This window comes from Niveispirillum fermenti (genome assembly GCF_048066175.1).
Classification (GTDB): domain Bacteria; phylum Pseudomonadota; class Alphaproteobacteria; order Azospirillales; family Azospirillaceae; genus Niveispirillum; species Niveispirillum fermenti.
In genome coordinates this window covers 21,024-35,375 of sequence record NZ_JBLTXA010000038.1, presented here as the reverse complement: position 1 = coordinate 35,375, position 14,352 = coordinate 21,024, and the positions used below count along the sequence as shown (strand labels likewise).

Sequence of the window (14,352 nt, the reverse complement as noted above, 5' to 3'; positions counted from 1 at the left end):
AGTGAGGCCGGTGATCGGTTGCGATCGCCGGGACTTATTAACCGGTGACAAGGGGCGGTGGATGCAGGGAACCGGCGGCCGATGCGGGCTGATCGATGGGGCCGATCGGCCGGCAGACGGGGTTTCAGACCCGTTCGGCCTGGCGCAGATGCTGTTTCAGCCGGCCCAGCGCCGCGGCCAGCGCCTCGCGCTCTGCCGGGGGATCGCCGCAATGGCGCAGGACATATTCGGCCGTGCGCACCACGTCGCGCCAGCGGGGATTGCGCGGCAGGGTTTCCACCAGCAGATACTTGTCCAGTGTGCGTGTCTGAAGCGAAGACCGGTCCATATAGACGCGCCAGAGCCCGCTTTCCTCCGCCAGTTCGATCTTCCCCTTGCGCTTGGCCTTCTGCCAGTAATCCAGCGCCAGCGTCATGACATCGACCAGACACCGCCGGTAATCCTCATCGGTGTCCAGGGCGGCGGCGGGTTCCGCTTCATCTCCATGCTCGTGGCTGCCATGGTCGTGGGGGTCGCCATCCTCCGCCGTGCCGGCATCGGACATGGGGTCCGGTTCCGGCGCCGGGACTGGCATGGAAAGGGGCGGCGCCACGTCCAGTGGGGCCGATGGCCCGATGGGCAGCGTGACCGCCGGCCCGGCAGCGCCGCCGGGCCGGCGGGCCGGCGAGGGGTCGGCCCGCAAGGCGCGCAGGAACAGCAGGACAGCCCCGGCCCCGGCCAGCAGCAACAGCCATTTCACATAGTTCAGCCCGCCGGCCAGCGTCGCGGTATCCGTCAACAGCACATAGCGCCAGCCGCTGTCGGGCAGTCCCGCCGGTTCCTGCCGCGTCCAGCCCTTCATCTCTGTGGCGGCGGGGGCGGTGGTCACCATGTTGCCGGCGGGGTCCAGCAGCGCGAAGCCGATGCCGGGCTGTGCCAGCAGGGCCAGCCGTTCCTGCACCCGTGCGACGGGCATGCGGAAGATGACGACGCCTTCCACCGTGCCGTGGCGCACCACGGGCCGGCCCAGCAGCATCCCGTGCGACGGGTCGAGCGGTAGCGGCTGGGTCAGCACCATCACCTGTTCGGCCACCGGCGCCTGCTGGATGCGGGCCATCACCTCACGGAACAGCGTGCCCAGCGCGCCGTCGCGCTGCCGCGGGGCCGACAGGTCGACACCGAAGGACGCATCCTTGCGCAGGCTGTAGACGACGCGGCCGAACCGGTCGATCAGGTAGAGATCATCGAAGACGGTGGAGGATAGCAGGTCGCGGAAGCTGGCGTGAAAACGGTCATGCACGGCGGCATAGGGCGTCATCGCCGCCGGCATGTCGGCGGGGGACGCATCGCCCGGCGGATAGGTGGAGCGCAGCAGGGCCGCGGCGCGTTCCGGATCGGGGGAGATCTGCTGAAACGCCGAGGCGAAGCCGTAATAACGCCCCACCGAATAGCCGATGAAACTGGTTGACGCGAAGGCGGAGCTTTGGTCGCGTACATTGCGGACCAGCGTGTCCAACTCGCGTTCAACGGCGCGGCCGGCATTGTCGACCTGAATATCGACCGTGTCATCCACGGCCACGGACAGGAAGAACAGCGACAGGACCAGCACCAGGACAAGGGGGCCGCCACGTTTCAGGGCTGCGATTACATCCGGTCTGGACAATCCCACCTTCCCTTGCCCCCATGCCGTCTTTTCATGCGCCTTTCCGCACTGCGCCTGTGGTGCTGTCATGGGCGCGTGCGGTGCTGTTATGGTTTCAATCGGCGCAACCGGAACTATCCATGATAATCCCCGCAGACGGGTGCCACCATACCGTCAATATCGTTGATCCGGCAAGGAGCGCTTGAACCGTTCCGCGGCCCGGATCAAGGCTTTCGCCCCGGCAAGGCATTCGCGCAACAGTCGCGGCTCAATACCCCCTGCCATCCGGAGTTCCCACTTCCAAGGCGAAGGCATCATGGCACATTCCGCCCCGTCGCGGCCGCTGGCCGTCATTTTCGGCACACCCGATCCCGTCCTGTCGGCCGATCAGCGGGCGTTCTTCCGCGATGCCGACCCGCTGGGCCTGATCCTGTTCAAGCGGAATTGCGAAAGCCCCGATCAGGTGCGCCGTCTGTGCGGGGATTTCCGCGATGCCGTGGGCCGCACCGACGCCCCCGTCCTGATCGATTTCGAAGGCGGGGAGCATCAGCGCATGGAACCGCCGGTCTGGCCGGCCTTTCCGGCACCGGCCGCCTTTGGCCGGCTTTACGCCGGGGATGCGCTGGCGGGGCTGCGCGCGGCGCGCCTGAACGGCGCGGCCATCGGCACGCTGCTGCGCCGGCATGGGGTGACGGTCGATTGTGCGCCGCTGGCCGACGTGCCCGTGGCCGGGGCCGACCCGGTGATCGGTGAGCGGGCCTTCGGGACAGACCCGGAGGTGGTGACCGTCCTGGCCCGGGCCTTCATGGACGGCATGGCGTCGGTCGGTGTCACGCCCATCATTAAGCATATTCCCGGCCATGGCCGTGCCCTGGTGGACAGCCACAAGGACAGGCCCGTCGTGGATACCGGCCTGGACATGCTGGACTGCACCGACTTCCTGCCGTTCGCGCGCCTGAACCGCACGGCCCCCTGGGCCATGGTGGCCCACGTGGTCTACAGCGCGGTGGATGCGGCCAACCCGGCCAGCATTTCCCGCGATGTGGTGCAGACGATCATCCGCGAGCGCATCGGATTTGACGGCGTCCTGATCTCCGACTGCATCTATATGGAAAGCCTGGGCGGAACGCTGGCTGAACGCGCCGCCGCGGTGCAGGGGGCAGGCGTGGACATCGTGCTGTCCAGTCATGGGGATGTGGATGAATGGATCCCCATCGCGGCGGCGGTGAAGCCCCTGGGCCACGCGGCGGCGGCGCGCCTGGCCCGCCCGCTGCCACCGGCCGGCGCCATGGTGGATGTGGAGGCGACGTTGCTTGAAATCCGGATGCTGCTGGAGGCGGCCTGACCGGGCGGACCACCCCGGGAGCTGTTCCCCGCATGGACGGGATTGTTCAGGCGCAGTGGCGACGGGGTAATTATCCGTCCTTCTACAGTCAAAAACCTGCCGATAATGGCGGTGAACGACGAAATCAACGAAGTTGGGTGTAGCACTGCCGGGTATGTCTGCCCGACAGTCGGGGCCACGGATCAGGCCAGACAAGCCAGCAAGGCGCCGGCCGGCATGACAGGGAAGTACGGGATGAAGATTGTGCGCAACCTTGCCGCGCTTGCGGCCCTGCTGCCGGCCATGGCGGCACCGGTGCCGGTGCTGGCCCAGGCGGCACCGCTGGAAAATCCGTCCACCATCACGGTGGTGGCCAATTTCTCCACGGGCTGGGTGCGCAACTTCAACCCCTACAACGAGACGACCCGGCTCTACAGTGCGCGTGAATTCGCCTATGAGCCGCTGATCATCTTCAACACCCTGCATAATGGCCGCCCGCATTACCGTCTGGCGACGGGCTATGATTTCTCCAAGGACCTGCTGCGGCTGACCTTCACCCTGCGCGATGGCGTGCAATGGTCCGACGGCCAGCCCTTCACGGCCGCCGACATCGTCTTCACCTATGAGATGCTGAGGCGGCACAAGGCGCTGGACACGCTGGACATCTGGGAACGGCTGGCGGCCGTGGAGGCGCCGGACGACCATACCGTGGTCTTCACGCTGAAGCGCGTGAACGCCAACAGCCTTTACGAGCTGGCCCGCATCCCCGTCGTGCCGCGCCATGTCTGGTCCAAGGTGGCGGACCCCGTCACCTTCACCAATCCGGACCCGGTGGGCACCGGTCCCATGACGCAGGTCCGGCGCTTCACCAACCAGCTTTATGTCCAGTGCCGCAACCCGCATTACTGGGATGCGGCCAGCCTGCGGATCGACTGCATGTCCTTTCCGCAGATCGGGAACAACGAACAGCTTCTGGCCGCTGCGCGCAATGGCAAGCTGGACTGGTTCGGCGCCTTCATGCCCGATATCGAGCGGACCTATGTCGCGGCCGACCCGGTGCATCACCGCTACTGGTTCCCGCCCGGCGGCACGGTGGCCGTGAACATCAATTTCGATGCGGGTGCGGCCGGCAACCGGGCCGCCTTCCGCAACGTGAATTTCCGCCGCGCCGTCAGCATGGCCGTGGACCGCCGCGCCATCGTGGACATCGCGGGCTACGGCTATCCCATCGTCAACGAATATGCCTCGGGGCTGGGCCGGCTCTATCAGGACTGGGTGAACCAGGATGCTGAACGGCAGTTCGGCCGATATGCCAAATATGACAAGGACGGCGCCCGCGCCCTGCTGGCCGAAAGCGGCTTTCGCGACGTGAATGGCGATGGCTATATCGAAACGCCGGACGGCAAGCCGATCCGCTTCGACATCCTGGCACCCAACGGCTGGACCGACTGGGTGAACAGCTCGCAACTCGTGGCGGAGGGGCTGAACGCCATCGGCATCGACGCCCGCGTGTCCACGCCTGAGCCGGCAAGCTGGGCGCAGAAACTGATCACCGGCGACTATGACATGGCCATCAACGGCTATTTCACGGGCGAGACGCCGCACCGCTCCTTCGACACCGGCTTCCATTCCCGCTTCGCCGGCAAGACGCGCAGCGCGCCGACCCGCTTCATTGATCCGGAACTGAACGCGGCACTGGACGCCTTCGTCGCCACCATCGACCCGGCCGAACAGCGCCGGGCCATGGACAAGGTGCAGATGATCCTGGCGGCCAACACCCCCTATGTGCCGCTGTTCAGCAACCCGATCTGGTACGAATACAATACGAAGCGTTTCAGGGGCTGGTTCAACGCCGACAATCCGGTGGCCCGGCCCGACGTGTTCGACGGCACGCCGGAAAGGCTGCTGCACCTGCTGGCACTGGAGCCCGTGGACCGCAGCGACTGATCCGGCCGGGCCGTCCGCCCGCCGCCGAACCCCTGACATCCGCCCTCATCGCCTATCTTCGGTTTCGGGAGAGGACCAACCATGGCCTTCCTTCTCCGCCGGATCGGATTCTATGTCGCCGCCTTCATCGTCGCCGCGACGTTCAATTTCCTGATCCCGCGCCTGATGCCCGGCAATCCGGTCGACATCATGTTCGCCCAGGCGGGCGGCACCCTGCCGCCGGAAGCCCTGACCGCGCTGAAGGAGACCTTCGGCTTCATCGACCAGCCCTGGCCGGCACAGTTCCTGGCCTATCTGAAAAGCGTCTTCACCTGGGACCTGGGCCTCTCGGTGAAGTTCCACCCGCTGACGGTGAACGAGGTGCTGTGGCGCGCCCTGCCCTGGACGCTGATGCTGGTGCTGACCTCGTCGCTGATCGCCTTCACCATCGGGTCGCTGGCCGGCATCCTGGCCGCCTGGCGGCGCGGCGGGCGGTTCGACAGCGTCGGCGCGCCGCTGGCGCTGATGATGCAGGCCATGCCGCCGCTGGTCACCTCGCTGCTGGCCCTGTTCCTGTTCGCCATCCACTGGCCGGTGTTCCCCACGGGCTATGCCTACGCGCCGGAGATCGATCCGGGCTTCAGCCTGGCCTTCATCGGGTCGGTCGCCCAGCATGCCTTCCTGCCCATCGTGACCATGGCGCTGGCCCAGGTCGGCGGCTACCTGATCACGATGCGCAACAGCATGATCAATCTGCTGGGCGAGGATTACATCGTGCTGGGCACGGCCAAGGGCCTGTCCGACCGGCGGCTGCGCATGGCCTATGCCGCCCGCAACGCGCTTCTGCCCACGGTGACCAGCTTTGCCATGACGCTGGGGGCGGCCTTCGGCGGGGCGCTGGTGACAGAGGTGGTCTTCAACTATCCGGGCCTGGGCTACACCCTGTTCCAGGGGATCATGGCCCGCGATTATCCGCTGATCCAGGGCCAGTTGCTGATCATGACGCTGGCCATGCTGACGGCCAATTTCATCGCCGACGTGCTTTACGTCGCGCTCGACCCGCGTCTCAGGAAGGGGTGAGCCCATGCGCGGCCTGCTGCAAACCCTGCTTGCCAACCGCAAGGCGGCCATCGGTGCCGCCATCGTGCTGGCCTTCGTCGTGCTGGCGCTGGCGGCCCCGCTGATCGCCCCGTTCGACATCAACCAGCGCGTGGCCACCCCGCACGAGCCGCCCGGCGCGGACCATGTGATGGGCGCCACCCGCATGGGCCGCGACGTGCTGTCCCAGACCATCCACGGCACGCAGACCAGCCTGCTGGTGGGGTTCGCCGCCGGGCTGCTGGTGACCGTCATCGGCACGGCGGTGGGTGTCACCGCCGGCTATTTCGGCGGCAAGGTGGACGAGGTGCTGAACCTGTTCACCAACATCTCGCTGGTGATCCCCAACCTGCCGCTGATGCTGGTGCTGGCCGCCTTCATCGGCCAGACGGGCCCCTTCGTCATCGCCACCATCATCGGGCTGACAAGCTGGGGCTGGGGCGCGCGCGTCACGCGCGCCCAGACCCTGTCGCTGCGCCAGCGCGACTATATCCTGGCGGCGGAGATGCTGGGCGAGCCGGCCTGGCGCATCATCATGGCCGAACTGCTGCCCAACCTCGTCTCCATCATCGGCTTCAACTTCATCGGTTCCGTCCTCTATGCCGTCATCACGGAGGCGACGCTGGAATTCCTGGGGCTGGGGGACCCGATGGTCGTGTCCTGGGGCACCATGCTTTATCATGCTCAATCCACCTCTGCCCTGCAGGTCGGGGCCTGGTGGGAAATGGCCGCCCCCTGTCTGGCGCTGGTGATCTTCGGGTCGGGCCTGTCGCTGGTGAATTTCGCCGTGGACGAGATCGCCAACCCCCGCCTGCGCACCCTGCGCGTGCCGGCGGGGGTGCTGGCCGGGCTGAAACGCAGCCATGCCCTTCAGGGCACCGGCGAAGGGGGGCGGACATGAATGATGCCATCCATCCCATGGCCCCCGTCGATCCCGGCACCGCCGTTCCCCCCGTTCTGCGGGTGCGCGATCTGTGTGTCGATTACGCCACGCCGAACGGGCTGGTCCGCGCCGTCAAAAACGTCAATTTCGACGTTATGCCCGGCGAAGTGCTTGGTCTGGCTGGAGAATCCGGTTCCGGCAAAAGCACGGTGGCCTTCGCCATCGCGCGCCTGCACCGGCCGCCGGCCTTCATCACCGGCGGGTCCATCCATCTTGCCGGCACCGATGTGCTGGCGCTGGACGACAGGGCCTTGCGGGCGTGGCGCTGGCGCGACCTGTCCGTCGTGCTGCAAAGCGCCATGAACGCGCTGAACCCCGTGCTGCGGGTGTCGGCCCAGTTCGCCGACATGTTCAGGGCGCACGGGTGCCGGGACAGGGCGGAGATCAGGGACCGCACGGCCGACCTGCTGGGCATGGTCGGCATCGGCGCGGACCGTATGGATGATTATCCGCACCAGTTCTCCGGCGGCATGCGCCAGCGCATCGTCATCGCCATGGCGCTGGCGCTGCGGCCCCGGCTGGTGGTGATGGACGAGCCGACCACGGCGCTGGACGTGGTGGTGCAGCGGGAACTGCTGGAGGAGGTGGCGGCCCTTCGCCACCGGCTGGGCTTCGCCGTCCTGTTCATCACCCACGACCTGGCATTGATGAGCCAGTTCTGCGACCGGGTCGGGGTCATGCTGCGGGGCGAGCTGATCGAACTGTCGACGCCGCAGGCCATGATCCAGGCGCCGCGGCAGGAATATACGGCCCGGCTCTGGGCCTCCATCCCGCCGCTGCACCCCCGGCCCGGCACATCCCCGGCCGGTATGCCCCCGGCCGGCACCAAGGAGACGATGCCATGAACGGCCTGCCCGAACCGGGGACCGCGCCCGTGCTGGAAACGCGCGGCCTGACCATGCGCTTTGGCTCCTTCACGGCCCTGGACGGGGCGGACCTGGCACTTTATCCCGGCCGTGCCCTGGCGCTGGTGGGGGAAAGCGGATCGGGGAAAAGCACCTGCGCCAAGCTTCTGACCCATGTGCTGACGGCAACGGGCGGCCATATCTTCCATGCCGGGCGGGAGGTCACCCGCCTGTCGGGGCGCAAGGCGCTGCTGGCCTACCGCTCGGCCGTGCAGATGGTGTTCCAGGACCCGTTCGCGGCGCTGAACCCCGCCCATGACGTCGGCCATCACCTGTCCAGGCCGCTGGCCCTGCACCGGCCGGACCTGGACGCGGCCGGCAGGCGGGCGGCGGTGGCCGGCCTGCTGCGCGCCGTGGACCTGGACCCGGCCGCCACCCTGCGTAAATTCCCGCATGAGATGAGCGGCGGCCAGCGCCAGCGCGTCAACCTGGCCCGGGCGCTGGCCGTGAACCCGTCGGTGATCATCGCCGACGAGCCGACATCCATGCTGGACGTGTCCATCCGCCTGTCGGTGCTGGACACGTTCCGCGACCTGAAGCGGGAACGCGGCATCGCCATGCTCTTCATCACCCACGACATCGCCACGGCCCGCTATGTGGCGGAGGAAACGGCTGTGATCTTCCGCGGCCGCATCGTGGAACGCGGCCCCACGGCCCAGGTGATCGACAATCCCCGCCACCCTTATACCCGCCTGCTGCTGGCGGCCGTGCCGGAGGTGGACTGCCCGTTCGGGGCCGGCCATAGCCTGGCCCCCCTGGCGGCACAGGTCCGTGAAAGCATCCAGGCACCCGGTACGCTGTGGGAGGTGTCGCCCGGCCATTGGGTGCGGCAGGCGGCGTGATGGCCCATTCCTGGCGCTTGTCCCGTGCGGGCGTCCGTCATTGGCGCCTGTCACTGAAGCCGGTCACTGGCGCCCGATGAACTGGCTGAGAAGCTGCATCGTCAGCAGCGGCTCGACGGCGGCGCGCACCCCTTCATCGGCGAACAGCACGGGCACGCGCGCGTCGCCCACCGTATGGCACCAGTCCTCCTTGTAATCATAGATGCCGCCGCCGAAGCAGAACAGCGCGCGTTCCGCGAAGGCGCGCCGGATCAGGTGCGCCATCAGCACCTTGGATGGGGAGAAACGGGCATAGGCAGGGTCGAAGGCCGCCATATGGTAGCTGTGCCGCCCCTTGTGCCGGAAATTCACGCAAAGCGCGATGGCTCGCCCATCCAGGCGCAGGCTGCACGCCTCCATCATGCCGGCCGGCTGCAGGCGCGTCATCAGGTGGGGCAGCAATTCACGCCATTCGGGCCGGGTCGCATAGAGATGGTTACCGCTGAACCGCCCCTCGCTGAGGGCGCATAGCCGGCGGGCCAGGCCGGCCGGGTCCTCTGTCATGTCCGGCGCGTGATAATCCAGCCGGCCCGCCTCGCGCAGGCGCCGCTCGCACCGTTCGGCATCCCGGATGGTGGATGTCTTCCGGCCGCGGCAATAATCCTGGAAGCTTTGCGCCCGGCCATCGATATGGCTGTAGGAGGTGATGCTCAACACCTTCATCTGCGCCGCCGGCATGGTCTCCAGCAGGGCGACATAGGTGGGGGATGTGGATTGCAGCGGACCCAGGAAAACGATTTCCACCCCCAGGGCCCGGAACAAAACCTCCTGCACCAGCGAGCGGGTGACCGCCGCGCCAGCGGTCATGCGCAGGGGAAATTCCATGAAGGGAAGATAGGCGACGCCGATGGGGCGGCAGGCACGGAAGGTCCGGCCCTCGACCGTGACCTGATACAGGGTCAGCGGATGGATCGCCACGATCGCCCCGCTTTCCGCCTCCCGGAAAACCACGATCAGCCAGCCGGGCTGGTTCTGAAAGGACAGATAGGCGTGGATATAGTCCCAGCTTGCATAGACCAGCGCATTATCGGCCAGTCCGCCGACGAAATGCTGCCAGTCCGTCCGGATCGCTTCCAGACCGGCCTGGGTGTTGATGACCTGTGCTTGCAGCTTCATTTCAGACGAACATGCCCTTGTGTCCTGTACCTGACCGGCCCCTTCCATGCCTGCGGCGGCACTCGGCGGGTCGCACGCAAGGGGGGCGGGGGCGGTCGCAACCCGGTATTACGCCTTTGTCCGGTCCGATCCAACCCCGCAAGGATGCCCGTTTCCCTGCCCGGCCGTCGCCCGCATGACTTTCGTCATGCACCGACTGTTCGGCTTGACCCGTGGAGTACCGGCGCGCCATGGTGGCCGAAATTTTGGCCTTCAGGATTTCCATGCCGACAGAACCAGCATCCCGGCGCTACATGCGGCACCAGTCGATATGGCTGGCGGATGATGGTTGGAGCGTGGAGGTGGTCGATCAGGCCCGGCTGCCGGCGGAATGGGTGACGCGGCGGCTCTGCTCGCCGGGGGATGTGCTGTCGGCCATGTCGGGGGGAAGCCTGCAGGGACCGGGGCTGATCGCCGTGGCCGCCGCCTATGCATTGGCCCTGGCGGCGCGGCGTGACCCGGACATGGTGCCCGTGATGACGGCCTGGCATGCCCTGGCTGCCCTGGACCCGCGCTGCCCCCGCCTGCGCGGCGTGCTGGACCGGATGCGGGAGGTGCTGGACGTGACGCCGCCTGCCGACCGGTCGGTGCGCGCCTATGACGAAGCCAATGCCATCGCCATGGAAGATCTGGCCGCCAACCTGGCCATCGGGCGCCATGCCATGGGCCTGCTGCGCCGCATCGGGGCGGGCGGGGGCGGCGGACTGCCCCAGACGGTGCTGCTGCTGTCGGAACCGGGCTGGCTGTCGGGCGTGGGCTGGGGAACCGCGTCGGCGGGCCTGTTCCTGGCGCAGGAACAGGTGGATCTGCGCCAGGCCACGGGCGGCGTGCTGGGCGAGGATGTGGCCCCGCCGCATGTCGTCACCATCGGCCCGCTTGCCGCCTGGGAGATGGTGGAGGCCGGCATCCCGCACAGTCCCTGCGACATGGAAGGGGCGGCCGACCTGATCCGGCGGCAGGTGGTGGAACGGGTCCTGGTGGCGGCCCTGCGCGCCGTTCCGCGTGGTGACAGCCTGGTGCCGGCCGGCATGGGCGGCCTTGTCCGGCTGGCGCGGGCCGGCGGCATTCCCGTCCATGTCTGCCTGCCGGCCGCCGCCATCAACTGGCAGGGGCTGACCATGGCGCCGGTGCCGGGCCTGGACATCCTGCCCCTGTCGCTGATCGACGGTTTCGTGACGGACCGGGGCACCTGCCCGCCTGCCGTCGGTGCCCTGTCGGAACGGTTTCCCGACCATGAACCGGTCCATGGCACGGACACATCCGCCGCCAACGACGCCTGACCCCGACCCTGAAACACGCTTCATGCCAGGATCGACCGGTCGATCTCCGCCAGGCTGCGTGTGCCGGTCAGCGCCATGGCGACCTTCATTTCCCGGGCCATCAGGTCGAGCAGCAGCGAGACGCCGGCCCCGCCGCGCGCCGCCAGGGCATAGACCCAGGCGCGGCCCAGCAGCACGCCCCTGGCCCCCAGCGCCAGCATGCGCACCACATCCAGGCCGGAGCGCACGCCGCCATCGGCCAGGATGGTCAGCCGGTCGCCTACGGCGTCGGCAATGGAAGGCAGGGCGCGGGCCGAGGACAGCACGCCGTCGAGCTGGCGGCCGCCATGGTTGGACACGACGATGCCGTCGGCCCCGATCCCGGCCGCGGCCCTCGCATCCTCGGGGTCCAGGATGCCCTTGATGATCAGCGGGCCGTCCCAGCCCTGGCGGATCCATTCCAGATCGGACCAGCAGATGGACGGATCGAAGTTCGATGCCAGCCAGCCCATGTAATCGTTCATGCCGCTCTTGCGGCCCAGCACGGGTTCCAGGTTGCCCAGCCGGTGGGGGCGGCCGGCCAGGCCGACATCCCAGGCCCAGGCGGGCTTGAACATGGCCTGCGCGACGCGGCGCAGCGGGGCATAGGGGCCGGACATGCCGGAATGGGCATCGCGGTAGCGGGCCCCCGGCACGGGCATGTCGACCGTGAAGACCAGCGCCCTGGCCCCCTGGGCCTTGGCCGTGGCCAGCAGATCGCGCATGAAGCCGCGATCCCGGATGACATAGAGCTGGAACCATAACGGCCCGCCGGTGGCCCCCGCCACCTCGGCCAGCGAACAGATGGACACGGTGGACAGGCAGAAGGGGAGGCCCGCGGCATTGGCCGCGCGGGCAGCCTGCACTTCGCCCCGCCGGCGGTACATGCCGGAAATGCCAACCGGCCCCAGCGCCACGGGCATGGCCATGTCCTGACCGAACAATGTCGTTTTCAGCGAGATGTCGGACACGTCGCGCAACACGCGCTGGCGCAGGGCGATGCCGGCCAGATCGGACACGTTGCGGCGCATCGTCTCTTCCGCATAGGCGCCGCCATCGGCGTAATCGAAAAGGAAACGGGGAAGGCGGCGCCGCGCTGCCTCCCGGAAATCCAGCGTGGACGATATGATCATTCAGGCGGCTCCTGCTTCCCTTCAGGTGTTCGACCAGCGGCCATCAATGATATCGATCGGGCCCGCCGTAAAGCGGGAAAGGTTGCAGGCCGGACGAAGCGCCGGCCCGCGCGCCCATCCGCCGCCAGCTTTGCGTTCATATTGCCAGGGTGGCAACGCATGCGACGATGACGGACCGGCCCGGTTCCGGTATTGAAGCATCTCCATCCTTGGCCCTTCGCCCTTCCCACCCCCCGGCCCTGCCACCCCAACCGCCGCGCGCGGGACGGATGGCGCCAGGGTTTTCGCCCGGTCACCCAAACGGAGCCTTCATGCCGCCCAGGATCCTGCTCACCCGCCGCTGGCCCGAAGCCGTGGAGACGTATCTGCGCGAGCGGTACGACGTCACTGTCGATCCCGACGACCGGCCGCTGACAGAAGCGGAACTGGTCCGGGCCATGGGTGACTATGACGCCATCTGCCCCACCGTCACCGACCGGATCGGGGCCGCCATCCTGTCCGTGCCCGCCCCGCGCCTGCGGATGCTGGGCAATTACGGGGCGGGGTTCGAGCATATCGATCTTGCGGCGGCGAAGGCGGCGGGCATCATCGTCACCAACACGCCCGATGTGCTGACCGATGCCACGGCCGATCTGGCCATCCTGCTGATGCTGATGGCCAGCCGCCGGGCGGGGGAGGGGGAGCGCGAACTGCGCGCCGGGCGATGGACGGGCTGGCGGCCCACCCACCTGATGGGCCAGGGGCTGGCGGGCAAGCGGCTGGGGCTGGTCGGATTCGGCCGGATCGCCCAGGCCACGGCCGCGCGGGCCCGTGCCTTCGGCCTGTCCATCGCCTATCACAGCCGCCGCCGCGCCGATCCGGCCGTGGAGGCGACGCTGGACGCCGTGCATGTCGGCAGCCTGGAGGAATTGGCGGCCACATCGGACGTGCTGTCGCTGCACTGCCCCGGCGGGCCGGCGACGCGGCATCTGGTCGATGCCGGCCTGCTGGCCCGCATGAAGCCCACATCCATTCTGGTCAACACGGCGCGCGGATCGGTGGTGAAGGAGGATGATCTGGCAGCCGCCCTGAAGGATGGCACCATCGCGGCGGCCGGCCTGGACGTGTTCGAGGGGGAGCCGGCCGTGAACCCGGCCCTGGTCGATCTGCCCAACGCCGTACTGCTGCCGCATCTGGGCAGCGCCACGCGGGAAACCCGCATCGCCATGGGCATGCGCGTGGCGGCCAATCTGGAACGGTTCTTCGCCGGGGAGGTTCCGCATGACCGCGTCGCTTGACCGGGTAGAAGCCCTGCTGCGCACGGCGATGGCGGCCACGGCCCGGCGGCCCTTCGTGCTGGGCATTTGCGGTGCGCAGGGCAGCGGCAAGTCCACGCTGGCCGACGGGCTGGCGGCCCGGCTGATGGCGGCAGGCCTGCGCGTGGCCGTGCTGTCGCTGGACGACCTTTACCTGACCCGGGCGGAGCGGCAGGAACGGGCCCGGGAGGTTCATCCGCTGCTGGCCACGCGCGGTGTGCCCGGCACGCATGATGTGGCCCTGGGGCTGGCGGTGCTGGACGGGCTGGCGCGGCCGGGGCCCGTGCCGCTGCCGCGCTTCGACAAGGCGGCCGATACTAGGGCGGCCGAACCGGTCCTGGTCGACGGCCCGGTCGATGTGGTCCTGTTCGAGGGCTGGTGCGTGGGGGCCTTGCCGCAGGACGCGACGGCCCTGGCCGAACCGGTCAACGACCTGGAACGGACCCACGACGCGGACGGGGGCTGGCGGCGCCATGTGAACGCGGCCCTGGCCGGGGATTACCAGCGCCTGTTCGGTCGGATCGATGCGCTGGTCATGCTGGCCGCCCCTGGCTTCGCCATCGTCCGCGACTGGCGGATCGAGCAGGAGGAAGGCCTGCGCCGCACAATGCGGGCCGAGGGCAGGCCCACCGACACGACGATGAGCGATGAACAGATTGCCGGCTTCATCCAGTTCTATGAACGGCTGACCCGGCATATCCTGGCCGAAATGCCCGGCCGGGCGGATCTGACCCTGCATCTGGATGAAAGGCGGCGGGTTGTCTGACGGGTGC

At 68.2% G+C, this 14,352-nt stretch carries 12 protein-coding genes; 9 read left to right on the top strand and 3 right to left on the bottom strand.

Features of this window, described 5'->3' with window-relative positions:
• Nucleotides 1-124: 124 nt before the first annotated feature.
• A complete protein-coding gene (locus ACM9LZ_RS22400; RefSeq protein WP_416621751.1) occupies nucleotides 125-1,642 on the bottom strand; it encodes a hypothetical protein in 1,518 nt (505 codons plus the stop codon).
• A gap of 295 nt (nucleotides 1,643-1,937) precedes the next feature.
• Between ACM9LZ_RS22400 and ACM9LZ_RS22395 the strand changes: the two genes are divergently transcribed.
• The 6 genes from ACM9LZ_RS22395 (at nucleotide 1,938) to ACM9LZ_RS22370 (ending at nucleotide 8,659) form a co-directional block, all read left to right on the top strand.
• Nucleotides 1,938-2,966: a glycoside hydrolase family 3 N-terminal domain-containing protein gene (locus ACM9LZ_RS22395; protein WP_416621750.1), complete on the top strand. Its 1,029-nt coding sequence runs from the start codon at nucleotides 1,938-1,940 to the stop codon at nucleotides 2,964-2,966.
• Nucleotides 2,967-3,200: 234 nt separating this feature from the next.
• Nucleotides 3,201-4,892, top strand: coding sequence for an ABC transporter substrate-binding protein (locus ACM9LZ_RS22390; RefSeq protein ID WP_416621749.1), 1,692 nt, complete (start codon nucleotides 3,201-3,203; stop codon nucleotides 4,890-4,892).
• Between the two features lie 81 nt (nucleotides 4,893-4,973).
• Nucleotides 4,974-5,951, top strand: coding sequence for an ABC transporter permease (locus ACM9LZ_RS22385; RefSeq protein WP_416621748.1), 978 nt, complete (start codon nucleotides 4,974-4,976; stop codon nucleotides 5,949-5,951).
• A gap of 4 nt (nucleotides 5,952-5,955) precedes the next feature.
• Nucleotides 5,956-6,870 carry an ABC transporter permease gene (locus tag ACM9LZ_RS22380; RefSeq protein WP_416621747.1) on the top strand — a complete coding sequence of 305 codons (915 nt, stop codon included), beginning with the start codon at nucleotides 5,956-5,958 and terminating at the stop codon, nucleotides 6,868-6,870.
• Nucleotides 6,867-7,757 (top strand): ABC transporter ATP-binding protein, encoded by an 891-nt coding sequence (locus ACM9LZ_RS22375; RefSeq protein WP_416621746.1) that lies wholly within the window; start codon nucleotides 6,867-6,869, stop codon nucleotides 7,755-7,757. Before ACM9LZ_RS22380 ends, ACM9LZ_RS22375 begins: the two co-directional genes overlap by 4 nt.
• On the top strand, nucleotides 7,754-8,659 hold the full coding sequence (locus ACM9LZ_RS22370) for an ABC transporter ATP-binding protein (RefSeq protein WP_416621745.1): 906 nt from the start codon (nucleotides 7,754-7,756) through the stop codon (nucleotides 8,657-8,659). Before ACM9LZ_RS22375 ends, ACM9LZ_RS22370 begins: the two co-directional genes overlap by 4 nt.
• Before the next feature lie 63 nt (nucleotides 8,660-8,722).
• On the opposite strand, the gene ACM9LZ_RS22365 is transcribed toward ACM9LZ_RS22370, so the two are convergent.
• Complete coding sequence (locus ACM9LZ_RS22365; RefSeq protein ID WP_416621744.1) at nucleotides 8,723-9,814, bottom strand: GNAT family N-acetyltransferase; 1,092 nt, start codon at nucleotides 9,812-9,814, stop codon at nucleotides 8,723-8,725.
• Nucleotides 9,815-10,077: 263 nt separating this feature from the next.
• On the opposite strand from ACM9LZ_RS22365, the gene ACM9LZ_RS22360 reads away from it, so the two are divergent.
• Nucleotides 10,078-11,133, top strand: a complete 1,056-nt coding sequence (locus ACM9LZ_RS22360; RefSeq protein WP_416621743.1) for a translation initiation factor eIF-2B alpha/beta/delta subunit family protein — start codon at nucleotides 10,078-10,080, stop codon at nucleotides 11,131-11,133.
• 20 nt (nucleotides 11,134-11,153) lie between these two features.
• Here the strand turns inward: ACM9LZ_RS22360 and lldD are convergent, their stop codons facing one another.
• A complete protein-coding gene (gene lldD / locus ACM9LZ_RS22355; RefSeq protein WP_416621742.1) occupies nucleotides 11,154-12,284 on the bottom strand; it encodes an FMN-dependent L-lactate dehydrogenase LldD in 1,131 nt (376 codons plus the stop codon).
• 311 nt (nucleotides 12,285-12,595) lie between these two features.
• Between lldD and ACM9LZ_RS22350 the strand changes: the two genes are divergently transcribed.
• Nucleotides 12,596-13,561 (top strand): 2-hydroxyacid dehydrogenase, encoded by a 966-nt coding sequence (locus ACM9LZ_RS22350; protein WP_416621741.1) that lies wholly within the window; start codon nucleotides 12,596-12,598, stop codon nucleotides 13,559-13,561.
• The gene (locus ACM9LZ_RS22345) at nucleotides 13,545-14,345 is read left to right on the top strand and encodes a hypothetical protein (protein ID WP_416621740.1); all 801 of its coding nucleotides are present in this window, start codon (nucleotides 13,545-13,547) and stop codon (nucleotides 14,343-14,345) included. Before ACM9LZ_RS22350 ends, ACM9LZ_RS22345 begins: the two co-directional genes overlap by 17 nt.
• Nucleotides 14,346-14,352: the final 7 nt, after the last annotated feature.